We start from the raw sequence: 17,469 nt of genomic DNA on the forward strand, positions 1-17,469 counted from the left end.
TCTACAATTACTTCCAGTGTTTTTTAATGTTTCTCATTTTGCTTTTTTACAATTTTAATATCTCCCTAAAAACCCTTTCCATCTCACCTTTATCCACTTTTCCTCCTGATAAACTCTTCGATTTTTCCTCATTTTCAGCGATTGTTTTTTCAAGAAAATCAAACAGTTCCCAATCATTCGGATGGTAGTAAGATTCTCCTTTTGTAGCTTTTAATGATATAAGGTTTTCTATTTTTGCTTTGGTTTCATCATCCACCAATATAAGCAAATCACTGAATAATACCGGTGGAACACTTCCTTTTTCTATGATCCATTTCCCCGTTAATGCAGTTCTCAGACAATAAAAATAGCTTTTTAGCTTTACTTCATCAGCTCTGCAGGCTTCCAGATATTTTTTGCTCATGCTTAAATAATGATAGGATACTGCTATTGGTGAAAAACAGGCGTCTGCCAAAGGTCTGAACAATTCCATAAACCTAGTGTCTTCCATGTAAACGATAGGAGAGTAGAACCAGCTCAATAAAGCAGCATTAGATTTTAGTAAAAGGTGAAAAGTCTTCCGAAGATCCCACCCAGAACCATCCAGATCATCCTCGGTCATAAATTCTATCGTTTCATCTTTATCCCAGGGCGAAAGGTACCAGTCTTTTTCATGGCGATATATAAATCGTATATCATAATCACTATCAGGAGAGGCAAAGCCCCAAGCTCTGCTTCCTGACTCAACGGCCAGAAGAACTTTTACGCCCTTACTAGCCTCAACTTCTTTTATCTTTTCTATTATTTTTGGTGTCATTGTTTTCAATTTGATAATGCAAAGTAAATGGCGATGTACGCAATCTTATTGCGCAGTGATTTTTTTGTGAAGAGTTTAAGGCTGAATATTCCTTTCATCTTAATCATCTTAAATCTTGCATTTCTAGTCTTGACTCTTGCTTCTCAATTCTTGGCTCTTAGCCCTCATTTCACTAATATTGCACTTTCTCTATTTAACATAACTATTATTACAACCATGTTGACAACTGAACTACAGCATACCATTGATTTTAAAACAAAACCTTTAGGAGCATTAGGATATTTAGAACATCTTGCCTATAAAATCGGGATGGTTCAAAAGACAATTTCTCCTCAGCTATCCCAACCTCATATGGTTGTTTTTGCCGCAGACCATGGCATTGCAACAACAGGAGTAAGTGCCTATCCACAGGAGGTAACCTATCAAATGGTAATGAACTTTTTAGGTGGCGGTGCAGCCATTAATGTTTTCTGCAGACAAAATGGAATTGAAATTAAGATAGTTGATGCCGGAGTTAATTTTGATTTTCCTGCAGGATTAGATTTGGTAGATCAGAAAGTCAGAAAATCCAGCCGTAATATTCTGGATGAACCGGCAATGACCGTTGATGAATATCAGAAAGCGCTTAAAAACGGAGCTTCAGTAGTTACACAAATTGCAGAAACAGGCTGTAATATCATTGGCTTTGGGGAAATGGGAATTGGAAATACTTCTGCTTCATCGCTAATGATGAGTACGTTGTTTAATCTACCGATTGTAAGCTGTATCGGGCGTGGAACAGGGCTAAATGATGATCAGTTACAGAATAAGATCAATATTTTATCAACTGCCATAGAAAAGCATCCCAATATTATAACGCCTGATGAGATTGCTCAAACTTTTGGCGGACTGGAAATAGCTCAAATGATTGGGGCTATGGAGGAAGCTTTCCGTCAAAATATGTTGATTATGGTGGATGGATTTATCGCTACAGTTGCCATTGCTGCTGCATGGAAAAAGAATCCTGAAATCCTGAACAACTGTATATTCTGCCATGTAAGTGATGAGAATGCGCATCTTCAGCTTCTTGAATTATTGGGACAAAAAGCCTTGCTGAATCTTAATCTCCGTTTGGGAGAGGGAACAGGCTGTGCACTGGCGTATCCCATCATTCAAAGTGCTGTTAATTTTCTGAATGAAATGTCTAGTTTTGAGGACGCTCATGTTTCAAATAAAGAATAAATGAAGACTGTAAAAAATGAACTGATCTACTTTGCAACGGCACTCATGTTCTTCACAAGAATTCCGGTTCCGTTTACCATTCCGTATTCCGGTGAGATTATGAACAAATCCCAGAAATACTTTGCCTGGATCGGGCTATTGGTAGGATTGATTAATGCTATTGTTCTGTACTTGTCTTTTCAGCTTTTTAACCTTGAAATAGGAATTGTTCTGATGATGATCAGCAGTGTTTTGCTCACCGGAGCATTCCATGAGGATGGTTTTACCGATGTGTGCGACAGTTTTGGCGGCGGATACGGAAAAGAGAAGATCCTTACCATTATGAAAGACAGTAGGGTAGGAGCCTATGGAGCTGTAGGAATTATTTTGCTATTTGCCTTAAAGTTTTTTAGTATTCAGGCTTTGGGAACCATTGATTTGTTTAAAACTTTAGGGATTATCATTTTGGCCCATACATCAAGTCGTTTTATTGCAGGAACCATGATTTATACCCACAAATATGTTACAGATATTGATGTAAGTAAGTCAAAGCCTTTAGCCAATAAACCCTTGGATGGAATATCTTTACTGGTAGGCTTCATTAGTGTTTTACTCTCTTTTGCCCTGATTCCTGACTGGCGTTTGATTTTGGCCTTTGTACTGGCTTATTTGGGAAAGGTCTGCATGGGATGGTACTTTAAAAAACATATCGGTGGTTATACCGGAGACTGTTTAGGATCTGTACAGCAAGTTTGTGAGGTTTTATTTTATCTTGGAACAATGATCGTATGGAAATTCATCTGATTAGACATACAGCCGTAGAAAATCCGGAAAACCTGTGCTATGGATTTGCCGAAATGCCTTTAAGAAGCAACTATTCTGAAGATTTTAAGCATTTGAACCTGGATAAGGATTTTGATTTGTTGATTTCAAGCCCCGCCCGGCGCTGTTGCCTTTTGGCTGATTATTTTAAGTTTGATTATGCAACAGATGATAGGCTGCGGGAAATGAACTTTGGGAACTGGGAACTCAAGAAATGGACTGAAATTCCTGAGGAAGAAATCAATCCGTGGTATAAAGACTTTATCAATATAAAAGCTTCCGGAGGAGAAAACTTACTTGAAATGCAGACTCGTGTACTCAGTTTCTGGAATGAATTATTGGTGGAAAAAGATGCTGATAAAGTTTTGATTATTGCTCATGCAGGAGTCATTCGTCTGATACTTCAAAACATTTTACAATTTCCTCTCGAGAATATGTTCAGCATTCAGATTGATTATGGAAAGAAAGCCATTGTAAAAGTTGAAAAAGGCTTGTTTTCAATCAAAAGTGTAAATGTATAGGTGTGTTTCAATACATTAATTAAAATAAAAAAACCGCTAGGAATAGCGGTTTTAATTTTTATGAAATATTTTTAGAATCTTCTGAAAGGTCTTACTCTTACCGAATAATAATCTTTAGTGTAGCTCCACATATATCCATTATATCCTTCAAGAATCTTTACCTGATTGCTTCCAGGCACCTCTGTAGAACTCCAGTAATACTTCTGTGAAACATTATTGGAAGCGATATTGTAAACATTCTTGGAACTTTTATAAAATGCCATAAGTTCATCTTCTGATGGAAGGAACCAGTCAGTTAAACCATTGATCGCATAATTATCACATAATCTTGCTGCAGAGTTGGCATCCGAACATTGAGAAACAATTCTAGCCGTATTGGAAGGACCTGATCCCATTACTGACTGAGTCTGATTGATCACATCAAAAGGACATCCCCATTCAACTTTATCAGATCCGTTGTAGATAAGGTTCGCAGGAGCTGCTTCTAAATATCTCCAGCCATCCGTAGTTTCTCCTTTATCATAGAAAACATATCCGCCGGAAGCACCTATTGCGCCGGCTGTTTTAAATGTCTTTTCGGCTGAATAATACACTTGTGCACCTTCTCTAACATAAGATTTTACATAATAGGTAGTATTAGGAAGTAATCCGTTAGCCTCCAGTTCATAAGGAGAGTAATTATTAGCTGTTACAGCCTTAACTGTTTGTCCGTTTGAAATGTCTACTCCTGCAGTAGTTCTGTAGCAGAAGCCCTTTTCGTCCGGAAAGAACGGCTCAAGATAGTTTACTGTAATTTTGTCTGTATCGAAGGTAGCAGATGTTGTATAGATCTGTTTAACCATTTTGAAGTTAATGTCCATTTTGCCAGGAGAGGTAAATGTAACATTATCTCCGTAAATGGTTTCTCCATTACTAGCCCTAACAAAAGCTCTGATGTAATAAAGGGTCGATTTTTCAAAATCTGCACCATAATCTGCCGTAAGTGCGTAATCTCCTACAGAATTGTTGAATTCAGAGATTGTTTTAGAACTACCGATTGTAGGATTGATTGTTTTTGACCAGCAGAATCCACGAGATGAAAATCCGGTTCCTGCTGAGGTTACCGTCCCATGGAAAGTGAACTGAGCCAAATTAAAAGTAAGCTGTCCTGTAGTTACCTTTGGATATACAGTGGTATTGTTATTTCCGTTGTTATCATCCCCGCCATTATCTGATCCGCATGATGAGAGCATAAAAATAGAGAGAACTAAAAATAATAGTTTCTTCATGAATAATAGTTTTTTTAAGTTATTTAGTTTTATTAATTAAGGCTGGCAAATATATAAAAAAAATCAAATCTTTTGTTAGAATTAATCTGTTTGTGAATGAATGGGTTGGGTGAGCTATATTGACAAAAAATTATGTTAAATAATAGAGCTGTAAAAACGCCATTCGATTCAATCAAATGGCGCGTATTTATTTAAAAATTCTGATAAAGCTATCTTTTTCCAAACTTTCCATAGAGAAATTAAGATCTGCCTCAGATTTTTCCGTGGTAACTGTCGCACCCAATTCCTGTACAAGATCATTGAAAGAAATAGGTTCATACCATTGCTGATATAGTGCATTGGTTGCCATCACTGCAATCTCAGTATTTCCTGAAACATGAGAATGACCCGCTCCAAAATTCAATAAGACAAAAGTCTGTTTTTCTCCCTTTGGAAGCAGCATTCCAAGAATGGTCTGCCTTTGGACAGAATTACATCTAACTTCTGCAAATAGGTGGTTCGGGTTCATCATATAGTCCCTTGAGATGACATCTCCTTTTCCAATCACAATTTTATACCCGCACTCAGGGTTTCCTCCATATACATTATTCATGATTAGGGTCGGAACATTCAATCCTTTGTTGGCATATAGATATTCAACAGCTCCGTTAGGCGCAGAAGTCATATCTCCGGAATACATCAGGTTTCCGTTTTCTTGATTATAAGCTGCATTCCAACCGGTTTTTCCACCAATATTTAATGCTGAAAGATCAAGGTCATAGGCTCCCCAGGCATCTTCCCAATAGATTCCCACGGCTAGTTTTTCACCAGAGAATCGTGTTCCCGTAGGAATATTTCCCACAAACATCTTTTCAGAAGTCGGAAGTCCGAACTCAACATCCTCAGGGAAATAAAATGACTTTCCGGAAAGATCAAACCTGGATTTTAAATATGTAAGGATAAACTCAAAATTCATTTCGTTTACCGAACTGTTTTTTCCGGTTTTCACCCACGATTTTCCGTTTCGTACTCTATACACAAAAGTATCCTGTCCATACATTCTTAAATAACAGGCTGACAAGGCTTTGAATAGGGCGAATGGTGTCGCATTATCTAGCCAATGCAGATCATTTTCATCCAATATTATATGGGTTGCATTATTAAGTGGGTTAGAAACGAGTGGTTTATGGTATGTCTTTGATAACTTGGAGATTTTATTAATAGCCTTTGGAGATTTACTTTTATAAGCTAAAAACAAGGGTTTAAATCTGTTAAAGATCTCTGCAAGTCTTTCCAGTCCAAAGTTTTCAAATAAATCAGATGGGTTGAATTTACTTTCCTTGATGCTTTCAATCAACGTATTATTTTTGATCAACAGACTTGTAGCTGTTGATTTAAAGATGACGTATCTGAAAAATTCTACAGGATTTTCAGGATAGATTTTATAAAGGTCTGCAATTTTTATAATAGCTTCCTTATTTCTGATGTTTTCTTTTCCTGTGAATTCATAATCCAGTTCTTTGTTCAGAATATACAAAAGATCATCAATGGTTTCTTCCTTTAAAGCAATTCCCGATTTCAGCAATGAAAGACATTTCTCAGTCATTTCATCCACGGAATAAGCTTTAATTACCTTGAAAGTAAGTTTCATTTCAGGAATATTCAAAACCTCATTGGGAATGAAAATTTCATCCTGAAAATTACTTCCATAAGTAGAAAGATAATGCTCGATTTGATCCATCAATAGTTCCCATCTTGTACTGTTCTTTATCTTTTCCCAAGATTTATGGAAGGTTTTATTAAGATCGTTACCATTTAATTTTTCCTTTGAATAATATTTGATGATGTCTTTCTTTGCCCAAAGTGCATCAGGTTCAATGATAAAACCATCATTGGATATAAAAGGTTTTTCATCCGTTTTTTTAGCCAGTACGGCATTGAAAAGTTGAAGTGTTTTCATGATATAAAAATTAAATAAGTGAGGAGTAATTTTTTTAAAAGAAAAATGCTATAGGAACTCCTTTTACCTATAATTTTTGAAAAAAGCGGGGAGTAATACCAGTGAATTATAGGAACTCCCTTTGCCTTTATTTTTTGTAGATAGAAACATATTGTCTATCATTTTGCTGAGCAGGCAGGATTCGAACCTGCGCCCCACAAGTAGAGGAACTTTGTTTGCCAACAGCGGAAAGTTGTTGTTGCTCTAACCAGCTGAGCTACTGCCCATCCATAATTATTAGTTTTAGTTTTATATGATTAAAAATTACAGATTATGCCTTTCTGTATTTTTTCTTTTTTTTCCATGGTGCGTTTTTCTGAACATCACCAGCCATGATACATCCGTAAGGCATCACTTCATCCAGAACTTCACAAAGACCGTATTCCTCAATCTGCGCTCTTACGTTTTTGGCACTTTTATAGGCACTTGGCAGCTCAGAAATATCAATTTCATTGGAGTAGAAACGGATATCCAGTCCTTCAGTTTCTTCATTAAAGATCTCTTCGGTCGTTTTATGAGTCATAGACCTTTTATGTTGACTTCTGCTGAAGTTTCTTCCCGCTCCATGAGGTGCAAAACCAAGGTTTCTTTCATTTGTTTTTCCCTGAACAATCAATACCGGCTCTGCCATATTCAACGGAATCAGTCTTGGTCCGGTAATATCAGGCATGAATTTATCATCCAACGGAGTTGCTCCCTTAGCATGGTAAAACAAGTCACCATCCTTGAAGACAAAATTATGCTCATTCCAATATCTGTTTTCTTTCTCTATTTCCAGTTTGTTTAATACCGCATCATGAATAGATGTATGGTTTTCTTTCGTCCATGTTCTTATTAACTGGAGAGCTTCCCAATAGGCCTTACCTTCTTCAGTATCATAAGGAATCCATGCGTTTTCCCTTAACGTTTCAGGAGAAATATCCTGTCTGAAACGGTTAGCCACCTTCATTCCTTTATCATATAATGCCGCCCCAGGAGCTCTTGATCCGTGATGAGTCACCAACATTGTATTTCCCGTATTTTTGGAGATTCCTACAAATAAGAAATGATTTCCATCTCCCTGAGTTCCCATATGAGAACGTGCAATGCTGATCAGTTTCTCATCATTTAAGAAATAATTTTCTCTAAAAGCATCCATTAATTCCTGAGACATAGGCATCTGTTCACCTCTTGGTCTTCCTCCATATCCAAAATGGGTTATAGAATGGGCTGCATCCAGAATATCCTTAGGATTTACCTTTCCAAAGTCTGTAAGCATCACAGAACAACAGATATCTGCACTATGGAATCCTGGATGAATTGCATTTTTGGCAACCACCACACCGCCTACCGGAATTTGACCTTCAGGACCTGTTGGGCAGGCATCAGGCATGATAGCCCCACCTATTAGTGTAGGTGTTTTCATCAGAACTTTCATCGTCTTGATTACCTTTTCTACATTATCATCCTCACTTTCATGCTCAGCCCTGATATTGATGATAAAATCCTTAGGTGCTTCATGAAGCGGAATAAGTTCTGGTTGTTTGAAATCCTCTAGATATTCTCTGATCTGATCTTCATCCAAATTATTTTCATTGATATAAGTAATGGCATCTTTGAACCATTGAGCTGGTCTATATCCTAATTCGATTAAGTGATTTCCATTAAATTCCATTTGTTTTCTCATTTTGATAATGCAAAGTAATATCCTTATTGCGCAATAGTTTTGCGTAGATAAGAAAATTTTGATTATTTTTACAAAAACAAATAAATAAAGTCAAAAAGGTTAATCTGGAGATTTACTTATTAACCTTTTAAGTAATATAATTAAAAACTAGCTCTATGGTATTATTAGAACAATTACAGCATTTTCCGGAAACCATTCAATTCAATGAAGTTATTGCTTACATTGATCAGCATTATGATTTTACGCCTACTGCATTCAAAAATGGGAGTACTGAAAACGGGGCGGGACAGAATAACGGTTCATGCAAAGTTTTTAGCTTTGCTAAGCTTCAGGGATTAACTAAGAGACAGACTCTTTTTCTTTTTGGTGAGTTTTACAGAGATGATGTAGTAAAAAATCCAGACAGAAATGATCATCAGAATATCAGAAACTTCATGGAATTTGGATGGGATGGGGTTTCCTTTGAGGCGGAAGCTTTGAAAGAAAAATAATTTATCTAAAAAAATGTAAAAAAGTGAATTCGATAATTTGCTTACGTTTTGCATTGAAGTCAGGCAATTAAAAATTACAATCATGTCATCCAATAAAAATGCACTGATCCGTTACAAAACTTTAGATAAATGTCTCAAAAATAAGTATCGAAAGTATACCCTTGAAGATCTTATTGACGAATGCTCTGAGGCTTTGTTTGAGTTTGAAGGAAAAGAATCTTATGTAAGCAAACGAACAATCCAGCTTGATCTGCAGAATATGCGAAGTGAAAAGTTCGGATACGAAGCTCCCATTGAGGTATACGAAAGAAAATATTACCGCTACAGCGATCCGGATTATAGTATCCATAACATTTCTGTGAATGAAAGTGATCTGAAAGCAATGAATAATGCCATTCAGATTCTGAAACAGTTCAAGGACTTTTCCATGTTTAAGGAGATGAATGGAGTGATTCAGAAGTTGGAAGACTCTATTCATGCAACCAACCAGAAATCAATCATTCATTTAGATAAAAATGAGCAGTTGAAAGGATTGGAGCATATTGATATACTGTATGAAAGCATTGTCAATAAAAAGGTATTAAAAATCCTTTACAAGAGCTTTACAGCAAGAGAATCGAGTGTTTATACCGTTCATCCTCAATTATTGAAGGAATTTAACAACCGCTGGTTTCTGATCTGCCTCTATAAGCAGAAAATGTATAATCTGGCCCTGGATAGGATGGAGAATATTAAAGCAGATGAAAGCCTTTCCTATATAGATAAGGATCTGGATGGTGATGAATACTTTAAAGATATTGTAGGAGTTACCGTTGCAGAGTCAATGCTTCCTAGAAATGTTGTATTTTTTGTAGACTCAGCTAATGCACCTTATGTGAAAACAAAACCACTGCATAAAAGTCAGGAGATCATCAATGAAACAAAGGATGGGACTTTATTTAAAATCTGCGTGCAGATTAACTTTGAATTGGAAAGACTACTTTTAGGATTTGGAGATACTTTGATTGTACATAAACCGCAGAAATTGAAACTGAGAATGGAAGAAAAGTTTAGGATGGGGCATAAAAACTATCAGGATCTGAGCATTCTTAAAGAAGGAGCTATTCAAGATCAATAATGGGCATTCTTTGAGATAATTCATCCGATCTGTGTGAAATATATCTACAAAATTATCTTCATTTTTTTATCTTGGCTTGGAAATTGTAGTAGGTAGGTACAAAATAGCACTATGAAATCAAGAATATTTAAAGCATTAATTGCCATTATAGCCCCTATAGCGATTGAATATATCGTTAAAAAAATATCTGAAAAACTTGATAAAAAAGTTGATCAGGAACCGAAAGAACCTAAGCAGATTACTGCTTAAACGTAAAAGTAGTTAAAATTTAAAATTATTAAAAGAGACTGTCCTATTATAACGGATAGTCTCTTTTTTTGGGTAATAAATGATGTAGATATAACAATCTATTAACGAGTGTATAAAATCATAGATCTATCTTTTCCTAAAAATCAAAGATTTTTAGCAGGCTTAAGTGAAGTTCCTACACGTACACCTTATCACTTAAAAGAAGCTTAAATCTTTAAAAAACTTTTGTGACTTTGTGGTTTCAATTCCATAGGGTTTATATAAAATCATAAATTCCGTCTTTCCAACCCAAGACTTTCGAAGAATCAGCCTTAAGCCAGTTTTTCAAAATAGTGGAATACACTTTTCTAAAATCTTCTTTATAAATAAGATCTCCTTCATTTAAATTTTGGAGGTCAGGAAGCGCATTTAATAATCCTTTCTTTTTGAGACCTCCACCAATGAAGAACATTTGGTTGGCCGTTCCATGATCCGTTCCATTGCTGGCATTCTGGGCAACACGGCGTCCGAATTCAGAAAATGTCATCAATAGAATGTTATTAAATAATCCATTACTTTTCATATCAGCAACAAAGGATTTCACTGTCTCATTGATGTCTCCGAATAATTTTTTTTGTCTGTCATTCTGATTGACGTGGGTATCAAAACTACCGATAGAAAGGTAATAAACCTGAGTATTGATGTCTGATTTGATGAGGGATGCTACTGTTTTAAAATCTTTTCCCAGTTGAGAATTAGGATAAGCCTGTTCCGTTTTTTTTGCCTTGCTTTTTTCAAAAATATAATCCGCATTGTTGATCGTAGAACCCAATGTTTGATAAAGATAAGAAACTGTTTCATCATCATGATGATGGTCGTAAAGTGATTTGAAATACTTTTCCTGACTAGTCTGATACAGTCTTTTGGGGTCTTTAAATGCAAATGCCTTATTGTTTTCTCCCTTTAAGGCAAGACTCAGCATGTCATCTACTTCCAGTGCTTGGGTAGGATGCTCACAACGATAGCATTCCTCATCCAGAAAGCGGCCAAGCCAGCCTGTTTCCAGAAACTCATCACTTCTGCTTGCAGACTGCCAGATATCCATACTTCGGAAATGAGACTTGTCTGGATTGGGATAGCCTACATTATTCATTACAGAAAGCTCCCCATTGTCAAAGAGTTCCTTAAAGTAGGAGAGTGACGGATTAATTCCGGCTTCATCCGTAAGAGATAAGGAATCCTGAACAGCAAGTGTTTTTCTTTCTCTGAAATAAATATCATTTTTTGCAGGAACAATGGTATTCAGTCCATCATTTCCTCCCGTAAATTGAAGAACAATAAGGATATTCTGATTAGGAGCTAAGGCTTCGTCCAAAGTCATGGCCTTTAGAAAATTAGGCATCAATAACGAAGCTGTCGCCAATGAACTTATTTTAAGGAATTCTCTTCTTTTGATTAACATAATTTTACTTTTAGGTTAAAGGGGGCAGATGATAGGTTACTGGTTGTAAATTGTAGTACTGGAATTGTTTTTAAACTTAGATAGTAAATAATAGATAGAAAAGCTAAACGGCAATTCGCTATTACCTGCTACCTCTTGCCTGTACTCTACATTAACTGATATTCAGGAGTGGACATGAGGTTAATGATATTCATCTTTAAACTCTTGTCGGAGAAATTATTTACCGTATTCATATCCAGACTTTGGGCATTTTGAATCAGATAATCTTCACAGTTTTTATGAGCAAAAGTTTTATCTAATCGATCCCAGTCTATAGTGATATTGGGATTTTTGAAGCTTTTGTTTAAAGCATTTTCCTTAGATTTCATTCCCATATCAATGTCATCATCCTGTCGTGGGCTATATTCTAATGGCCGAAGCCCTGACCATATCTGCGGAATCTGAAGTCTCAGCATTAATGTAGAGCTGTCAATCCAGGATTTTCCGTTGGGCCACCCTGAAACATTGGGCGGATAAAGTAACATTTGTCCCAATAATTTTTGATAAACGATGAGGTTTTCGGGATTTTTAATCTGCATCGGAAGTACCCGCATCATTCCTGCCATTAGTTCTACAGGAGATTTTATCCTGTTTCCTATATTTTTCTGATCATAGAACCATGAGCTTGAAAATATTTCAGTCATTAGCTTCTTAATATCATAGCCGGAACTATAAAAATTGGAGCTTAGCTTATTGACTATATCATGATCTATATTTTCATTCACAAAAAACTTATAGATTTTAGTAGTAATAAATTGCGCTGTAGCCTTTTGTTCAAGAATAATATGTAAAGCATCGCTTCCGTCAAAATTACCGGTTTTACCTAAGAAAGTCTTTGTTCCTTCATCATGCTGATTTTTTCTTTCCTTGAAATTCCCCTCTTTATCGTAGCTCCATCCTGTAAATGCTCTGGCGCCCTCTCTTACATCTTTCTCCGTATAATTTCCTCTTCCCATGGTAAAAAGTTCCATTACTTCACGGGCAAAATTTTCATTGGGATGATCTTTTTTGTTCTGTTGATTATTCAGGAAATTAAGCATTGCAGGTGATTGGCTTACTTCAAAAAGCAATTCCTTAAAGTTTCCCAGAGCATGTTTTCGGATTGTATTTAAAAGCTGTTGGTTGAATTTTGGATTCACAACCCTTGAAGCAAAATGTCCATGCCAGAAAAAAGCCATCTTTTCTCTCATTTGCTCTTTGCTGTTTACTATTTTATCCAGAAAATTGAGGTTCAGTTCATTGTTCTGTTCCCTGTTAATCCGTTGCATTTCCTTTTTCTTTTCAGCCGGAGCAGTACTGTTCATATAATCCATTGTTGAATCTATGTCAGGGGTATCATACGTGACCTCGCTAAAGCTGTCTTCTTTAAATAATTCATTTATTAACGTTTTGATGTTTTTATTTTTCAAATCGTCAATTTGATTGATGCCAATGCCGAAACCGGCGCGCCAAAGAAGATGCTTGTTCTTTAATAATGAATCAGCCATGATGAGGTCATTTATTTTTTTGATGAGATTGTGGGAGCAAGGTTAAAATAGGAACGGGTTAAGGTTTGTTAATATTATTTTTAGAGGTTAGAAAGGTATATTATTTATTGCCCAAATGTTATTCTGCTTCCTGTTTATGCTACAATATAGCTCTCGATTTCTGATTTTGAACTTTTTTTTCTTTAATTCCACTTTTTTAACTCCTTTTTTGATAATTTTTGTTAAACAAACATTTAAATTTTGTTAAAAATAAAGTATTGATATTCATTGTTTTATAGCTTTGTTTAGTGTTAAAATAAAAGATTAAGCCTTGCTTGGCATGATTTTTACATCCTCTTGTTTAGTAAAATTTAAAAAATTAGAGTTATGAAAATGTTTAAACAAGCAATATTGCTAGCTGGTATTTTAACAGCAGGTATAGCAAGCGCACAGGACTCAAAAATGACTAATATGATCAAGGTAGGTGCGAATGTTGGTTTGGCAGTTCCTTCAGATAACCTTTCTGCTGCAGTAGGAGTGGATGTTGCTTATCAGAACTTGATTACTCCTGGGTTCGGTTTAGGTATCGCAACAGGATATACTCACTATTTCGGAAAAGAAAATAACGGTTATAAAAATAATGATGTAGGAGTAGTTCCTGTAGCAGCTTTAGTAAGAATTTATCCAAAGCAAACAGGTTTCTATTTTGGAACTGACTTAGGATACGGATTCTTGGTGGGAGACAAAACAGTAGCTTCCAACACAAATGTAGAGAGAGCTAACGGTGGTTTCTACATTAAACCGGAGATCGGATACCACAACAGAGACTGGAACTTCTTCGTACAATACCAAAAGGTTTTTGTAGGAACAAAAGGAGATTTAGTTGGTCAGGACTATAATGTGGGGAACATCGGAGTAGGATTCGGTTATAATATTCCATTAGGAAAGTAGTTAGATTTAATATATAAACAATTATTAACCAAAACCTTTTCACGAAAGTGAAAAGGTTTTTTTGTTCTGTGCAGGATTTACGAAAACAATTATTATATTTGGTAAAATTTGAGGTTATGATTCTGAATCCAAAATTTCCACTTTATTTACCAGGAGTAGAGAACAGTAATAATGATAATGTTTCTATCATTGGGGCAAGCCTCCGTGAAGATGTAACAATCTTAGGCTATTTCGTTTCCGGTAACGGAGGTCTTGAGATAAAAATTCAAAATACATATTCTACTAAGGAATATGCTTCCTTTAATGATATTCTAAGAAAGTTTATCCAGGACAATCAGCTTGAGAATGTACAACGTCTGGGAATGGCAGTGCCGGGACCAGTTATTGACGGTAAAAGTAGTCCTGCAAGATTGGGCTGGAGCTTAGACGTTGAAGAATTTAAGAGAGACTTCGGTTTCGAGAAAGTAGATATGCTGAACGATATGGAAGCATCAGCTTACGGAATGGCTCTTCTTGAAGACAGTGATCTTGAAGCAATCTATACCAGCGGGCATCTTGAAAAAGGAAATGTAGCAATCCTTGCTCCCGGAAACGGGCTTGGAGAAGCTGGATATTTCTTTGATGGGAAAAATTTAAGACCTTTTGCAACGGAGGGTGGGCATTCTGAGTTCTCACCAAGAACCAATGTAGAAGTTGAATTTTATCAATTCCTTAATAATATCTATGGAATTGTAAGCTGGGAAAATGTACTTTCCAAGACAGGCTTGTTCAATATCTACAGATTCTTAAGAGATGTGAAAAGACATCCTGAACCGGAATGGTTGGGAGAACGTCTTGCTAACGGAAACTTCGCTCAAGAACTTTATAAGGCAGCAGTAGAGGATAATGTTTTAATCTGCAAAATAGCTTTAGATACTTTCCTTGAGTTTTTGGCAAGAGAAGCTAATAACCTGACCTTAAAACTGAAAGCAACCGGAGGGTTACTGATTGCAGGCGATATTCCTCAGATGGTCATAGAATACGTGGATAAGACTAAGTTTTATGAAAAATTCAAGATCAGTGATAAAATGGAAAGCATGCTTAGAAACATTCCGATTTATCTGGTTAAGCAAAATCACACGGCATTAAAAGGTATGGCACTTTATACAGCCTACTACCAAGAATAAAGAGAACTCCGAAGAAATTCGGAGTTTTTTTATAGGATGATATTATTCATGAAAATAATTAAATTTCTTGATATACATCAATGAAATCTATCGAATAAGATAGCTACATTTGCATCAATAAATAAGTAAACAATTCTATCAATGAAAAAAATATTTTTATTAGCAGTTTTAGCTGGTGGTTTAGCTTTCGGACAGTCAAAAAAAGTAGTTGCATCTGATGTTCACTGGTGGGGATATAAAGTAGCAAAATCTGAGGCAAGTTCTCACGAGGGAACTGTAAAAGTAAAGTCAGGAGACATGGTAATGAAAGGTAACCAACTTGTAGGAGGAAGCTTCGTATTGGATATGACTTCTATTAATGCTACTGACCTTACAGGAGAGTATCAGCAAAAATTGAACGGACACCTTAAGAATGGTGACTTCTTTGAAGTTGAAAAATTCCCGACAGCTACTTTCAAAATTACAGGAGTAAAGAAAAACAACGATAAAGTTTACAATTCTTTAGTAACAGGAACCCTTACTTTAAAAGGAAAAACAAGCCCGATTACTTTCCCTGCTAAGATTTCTTACAGCAAAGGAGTAGTAAGCTTAGTATCTAACAAATTCTCTTTCGACAGACAGAAATTTGATGTAGCTTATAAGTCTACGATGCAGGATGTTTTTGTGAAAGATGATATTGATATGCTGGTTAAGGTAACTGCTCAATAAATTAATCAAAAAAAGATTGTTAAAAGTGTAGAAGTTCTACACTTTTTTTTATTTTTGTTGAATTGTAAATAAAAAAGAATGAAAAGATTACTATTGTTTGCTATGGTGTGCGCAAGTATATCATTTGTTTCTGCTCAAAAGAAATTTGATAAGGTATCAAAGGTGACTTCATCAGAGATCAGATGGTGGGGCTATAAGGTTGTAAAAACCCAAGCTTCCTCACATTCCGGAACTGTAAAACTGAAGAGCGGAAAATTCAACTTTGACCACACCGTTTTGGTAGACGGAGAGTTTATAATAGATATGAGAAGTATGATGGCAGGAGATGTTTCTGATGAAGATCAGATCAAGCTTACTAATGACCTGAAAAGTACTAACTTCTTTGAAGTAAAAAAATTCCCTGTAGCCAAGTTCCATTTGACTAAAATTATTCCTTTAGCAAACAGTGAGTATAATTCTACCGTATACGGAGATCTTACCCTTAAAGGTGTGAGAAAAACAATCTCTTTCCCTGCAAATGTATATGTTACTCAGTTTACGACATCTATTGAGTCTGCTAAATTCTCTCTGAACAGAAGAGACTTTAAGGTGTTCTATCAATCTTCATTAAAAGATTATTTCATCAAGAATGAAATGGATATTCAGTTCAAAGTTTCTACTGAATTGCTAGATAATGAGAACAGAATTCCTGTGAAAAAGAAAAAATAAGATTAAATATTATATTGATAAAAAATTGAGCGGTTCTAAGGAGCTGCTCTTTTTTTTGAATAGCTGTGAGCCAATGCTTGGATTATCTTATAAAATTTTTATTTGCTTTCTTTCCAAAGTAAATAAGTGCTAAAAATATTCTTTCAGATTAATCAGATTCTTTAGAATTAAACCGTTCCCTTTTTAGCGTATTTTTTATACTTTAGTACAATGAAAATTTATATTGTAAGTGGTCTTGGAGCAGACTTTAAGGTGCTTGAAAGAATAGAGTTTCCCAAGAACTATGAATTGGTTTTTATAGATTGGCTCATTCCTGAAAAAGATGAAGCTTTTCATACTTATGTAGAAAGGATGGCAGAGAAAGTTGATACTTCAGAACCATTTTGCCTGTTGGGATATTCTTTTGGAGGGATTATGGTGCAGGAAATCAATCAGCTGAAGCCTGCTGAGAAAGTAGTTATCTTGGGAAGTATCAAATCAGATAAAGAAAAATCCAAATTTATCAAGACCGGTGAAGTAACGAAGATTCCCAGAATGCTTCCTGTAGGATTATTTAATACCAAAGCAGCCAGTGTATACGCCTTGGTAAGAAAACTTTTTGATCCTAAAAATCCAAAAATTCTACAATATTTCAAAGTTAGAGATCCTTATTATTTAAAATGGTCTGTGGAGAAAGTTTCCGAGTGGAAATTTGAGGAGAATCCAAAGGTGATCCAAATATTGGGAGATAAAGATATTGTTTTTCCGATTCGTTACTCAAAACCAGACTATGTAATTAAGGGCGGAACCCATTTATTTCCTGCCACCAAATCCAAGGAAGTATCCAAAATACTTAATGAAATATTTCAGGGGAAATAGGGAATATTATTTTCTGAATAGTTT

Annotated in this window: 17 protein-coding genes and 1 tRNA gene; 11 read left to right on the forward strand and 7 right to left on the reverse strand. The window is 35.7% G+C overall.

What is annotated here, in order from left to right; genetic code table 11:
* Positions 1–46: 46 nt before the first annotated feature.
* Positions 47–796 (reverse strand): nucleotidyltransferase domain-containing protein, encoded by a 750-nt coding sequence (locus EG359_RS20870; RefSeq protein ID WP_076353666.1) that lies wholly within the window; start codon positions 794–796, stop codon positions 47–49.
* Positions 797–1,012: 216 nt separating this feature from the next.
* Here EG359_RS20870 and cobT point away from each other — a divergent pair, with 216 nt between their 5' ends.
* Genes cobT through cobC form a run of 3 tightly spaced genes read left to right on the forward strand, consistent with a single transcriptional unit; the run spans position 1,013 to position 3,339 of the window.
* Entirely contained in the window at positions 1,013–2,017 is a 1,005-nt protein-coding gene (cobT, locus tag EG359_RS20875) for a nicotinate-nucleotide--dimethylbenzimidazole phosphoribosyltransferase (RefSeq protein ID WP_262707001.1), read from the forward strand.
* The gene (locus EG359_RS20880; protein ID WP_076353668.1) at positions 2,018–2,800 is read left to right on the forward strand and encodes an adenosylcobinamide-GDP ribazoletransferase; all 783 of its coding nucleotides are present in this window, start codon (positions 2,018–2,020) and stop codon (positions 2,798–2,800) included. It abuts the gene before it with no gap.
* Positions 2,785–3,339, forward strand: coding sequence for an alpha-ribazole phosphatase family protein (cobC, locus tag EG359_RS20885; protein ID WP_076353670.1), 555 nt, complete (start codon positions 2,785–2,787; stop codon positions 3,337–3,339). Before EG359_RS20880 ends, cobC begins: the two co-directional genes overlap by 16 nt.
* A 71-nt stretch (positions 3,340–3,410) precedes the next feature.
* Here the strand turns inward: cobC and EG359_RS20890 are convergent, their stop codons facing one another.
* From EG359_RS20890 to EG359_RS20905, 4 genes are all read right to left on the reverse strand, one after another.
* On the reverse strand, positions 3,411–4,607 hold the full coding sequence (locus EG359_RS20890; RefSeq protein ID WP_123867476.1) for a hypothetical protein: 1,197 nt from the start codon (positions 4,605–4,607) through the stop codon (positions 3,411–3,413).
* 187 nt (positions 4,608–4,794) lie between these two features.
* Positions 4,795–6,546, reverse strand: coding sequence for a hypothetical protein (locus EG359_RS20895; protein WP_076353674.1), 1,752 nt, complete (start codon positions 6,544–6,546; stop codon positions 4,795–4,797).
* Between the two features lie 166 nt (positions 6,547–6,712).
* Positions 6,713–6,812: transfer RNA gene (locus EG359_RS20900), tRNA-OTHER, on the reverse strand.
* A gap of 44 nt (positions 6,813–6,856) precedes the next feature.
* The gene (locus tag EG359_RS20905; RefSeq protein ID WP_076354357.1) at positions 6,857–8,239 is read right to left on the reverse strand and encodes an RtcB family protein; all 1,383 of its coding nucleotides are present in this window, start codon (positions 8,237–8,239) and stop codon (positions 6,857–6,859) included.
* Between the two features lie 167 nt (positions 8,240–8,406).
* Here EG359_RS20905 and EG359_RS20910 point away from each other — a divergent pair, with 167 nt between their 5' ends.
* From EG359_RS20910 to EG359_RS22605, 3 genes are all read left to right on the forward strand, one after another.
* Complete coding sequence (locus EG359_RS20910; protein ID WP_076353676.1) at positions 8,407–8,742, forward strand: HopJ type III effector protein; 336 nt, start codon at positions 8,407–8,409, stop codon at positions 8,740–8,742.
* 82 nt (positions 8,743–8,824) lie between these two features.
* Entirely contained in the window at positions 8,825–9,859 is a 1,035-nt protein-coding gene (locus EG359_RS20915; RefSeq protein WP_076353678.1) for a helix-turn-helix transcriptional regulator, read from the forward strand.
* Positions 9,860–9,970: 111 nt separating this feature from the next.
* Positions 9,971–10,108, forward strand: a complete 138-nt coding sequence (locus EG359_RS22605) for a hypothetical protein (protein ID WP_164463093.1) — start codon at positions 9,971–9,973, stop codon at positions 10,106–10,108.
* 256 nt (positions 10,109–10,364) lie between these two features.
* Here the strand turns inward: EG359_RS22605 and EG359_RS20920 are convergent, their stop codons facing one another.
* Together EG359_RS20920 and EG359_RS20925 are read right to left on the reverse strand one after the other, a co-directional pair.
* Positions 10,365–11,549, reverse strand: coding sequence for a DUF1501 domain-containing protein (locus tag EG359_RS20920; protein ID WP_076353680.1), 1,185 nt, complete (start codon positions 11,547–11,549; stop codon positions 10,365–10,367).
* Positions 11,550–11,695: 146 nt separating this feature from the next.
* Positions 11,696–13,075: a DUF1800 domain-containing protein gene (locus tag EG359_RS20925; RefSeq protein WP_076353681.1), complete on the reverse strand. Its 1,380-nt coding sequence runs from the start codon at positions 13,073–13,075 to the stop codon at positions 11,696–11,698.
* A gap of 366 nt (positions 13,076–13,441) precedes the next feature.
* Between EG359_RS20925 and EG359_RS20930 the strand changes: the two genes are divergently transcribed.
* From EG359_RS20930 to EG359_RS20950, 5 genes are all read left to right on the forward strand, one after another.
* On the forward strand, positions 13,442–14,005 hold the full coding sequence (locus EG359_RS20930; RefSeq protein WP_076353682.1) for a hypothetical protein: 564 nt from the start codon (positions 13,442–13,444) through the stop codon (positions 14,003–14,005).
* Positions 14,006–14,121: 116 nt separating this feature from the next.
* The gene (locus EG359_RS20935; protein WP_076354359.1) at positions 14,122–15,171 is read left to right on the forward strand and encodes a glucokinase; all 1,050 of its coding nucleotides are present in this window, start codon (positions 14,122–14,124) and stop codon (positions 15,169–15,171) included.
* Between the two features lie 141 nt (positions 15,172–15,312).
* Complete coding sequence (locus EG359_RS20940; RefSeq protein WP_076353684.1) at positions 15,313–15,879, forward strand: YceI family protein; 567 nt, start codon at positions 15,313–15,315, stop codon at positions 15,877–15,879.
* Between the two features lie 78 nt (positions 15,880–15,957).
* Positions 15,958–16,587, forward strand: a complete 630-nt coding sequence (locus tag EG359_RS20945; RefSeq protein ID WP_076353685.1) for a YceI family protein — start codon at positions 15,958–15,960, stop codon at positions 16,585–16,587.
* A gap of 210 nt (positions 16,588–16,797) precedes the next feature.
* Positions 16,798–17,445 (forward strand): hypothetical protein, encoded by a 648-nt coding sequence (locus tag EG359_RS20950; protein ID WP_076353686.1) that lies wholly within the window; start codon positions 16,798–16,800, stop codon positions 17,443–17,445.
* Positions 17,446–17,469 lie beyond the last annotated feature (24 nt).

Source organism: Chryseobacterium joostei, from assembly GCF_003815775.1.
In the GTDB taxonomy this organism is placed as follows: Bacteria; Bacteroidota; Bacteroidia; order Flavobacteriales; family Weeksellaceae; genus Chryseobacterium; species Chryseobacterium joostei.

What these genes read in the sequence shown, in the direction of transcription:
- EG359_RS20870 (WP_076353666.1), bottom strand. Translation starts at nt 796, where the DNA reads ATGACACCAAAAATAATAGAAAAGATAAAAGAAGTTGAGGCTAGTAAG.
- cobT (WP_262707001.1), top strand. Translation starts at nt 1,013, where the DNA reads ATGTTGACAACTGAACTACAGCATACCATTGATTTTAAAACAAAACCT.
- EG359_RS20880 (WP_076353668.1), top strand. Translation starts at nt 2,018, where the DNA reads ATGAAGACTGTAAAAAATGAACTGATCTACTTTGCAACGGCACTCATG.
- cobC (WP_076353670.1), top strand. Translation starts at nt 2,785, where the DNA reads ATGGAAATTCATCTGATTAGACATACAGCCGTAGAAAATCCGGAAAAC.
- EG359_RS20890 (WP_123867476.1), bottom strand. Translation starts at nt 4,607, where the DNA reads ATGAAGAAACTATTATTTTTAGTTCTCTCTATTTTTATGCTCTCATCA.
- EG359_RS20895 (WP_076353674.1), bottom strand. Translation starts at nt 6,546, where the DNA reads ATGAAAACACTTCAACTTTTCAATGCCGTACTGGCTAAAAAAACGGAT.
- EG359_RS20905 (WP_076354357.1), bottom strand. Translation starts at nt 8,239, where the DNA reads ATGGAATTTAATGGAAATCACTTAATCGAATTAGGATATAGACCAGCT.
- EG359_RS20910 (WP_076353676.1), top strand. Translation starts at nt 8,407, where the DNA reads ATGGTATTATTAGAACAATTACAGCATTTTCCGGAAACCATTCAATTC.
- EG359_RS20915 (WP_076353678.1), top strand. Translation starts at nt 8,825, where the DNA reads ATGTCATCCAATAAAAATGCACTGATCCGTTACAAAACTTTAGATAAA.
- EG359_RS22605 (WP_164463093.1), top strand. Translation starts at nt 9,971, where the DNA reads ATGAAATCAAGAATATTTAAAGCATTAATTGCCATTATAGCCCCTATA.
- EG359_RS20920 (WP_076353680.1), bottom strand. Translation starts at nt 11,549, where the DNA reads ATGTTAATCAAAAGAAGAGAATTCCTTAAAATAAGTTCATTGGCGACA.
- EG359_RS20925 (WP_076353681.1), bottom strand. Translation starts at nt 13,075, where the DNA reads ATGGCTGATTCATTATTAAAGAACAAGCATCTTCTTTGGCGCGCCGGT.
- EG359_RS20930 (WP_076353682.1), top strand. Translation starts at nt 13,442, where the DNA reads ATGAAAATGTTTAAACAAGCAATATTGCTAGCTGGTATTTTAACAGCA.
- EG359_RS20935 (WP_076354359.1), top strand. Translation starts at nt 14,122, where the DNA reads ATGATTCTGAATCCAAAATTTCCACTTTATTTACCAGGAGTAGAGAAC.
- EG359_RS20940 (WP_076353684.1), top strand. Translation starts at nt 15,313, where the DNA reads ATGAAAAAAATATTTTTATTAGCAGTTTTAGCTGGTGGTTTAGCTTTC.
- EG359_RS20945 (WP_076353685.1), top strand. Translation starts at nt 15,958, where the DNA reads ATGAAAAGATTACTATTGTTTGCTATGGTGTGCGCAAGTATATCATTT.
- EG359_RS20950 (WP_076353686.1), top strand. Translation starts at nt 16,798, where the DNA reads ATGAAAATTTATATTGTAAGTGGTCTTGGAGCAGACTTTAAGGTGCTT.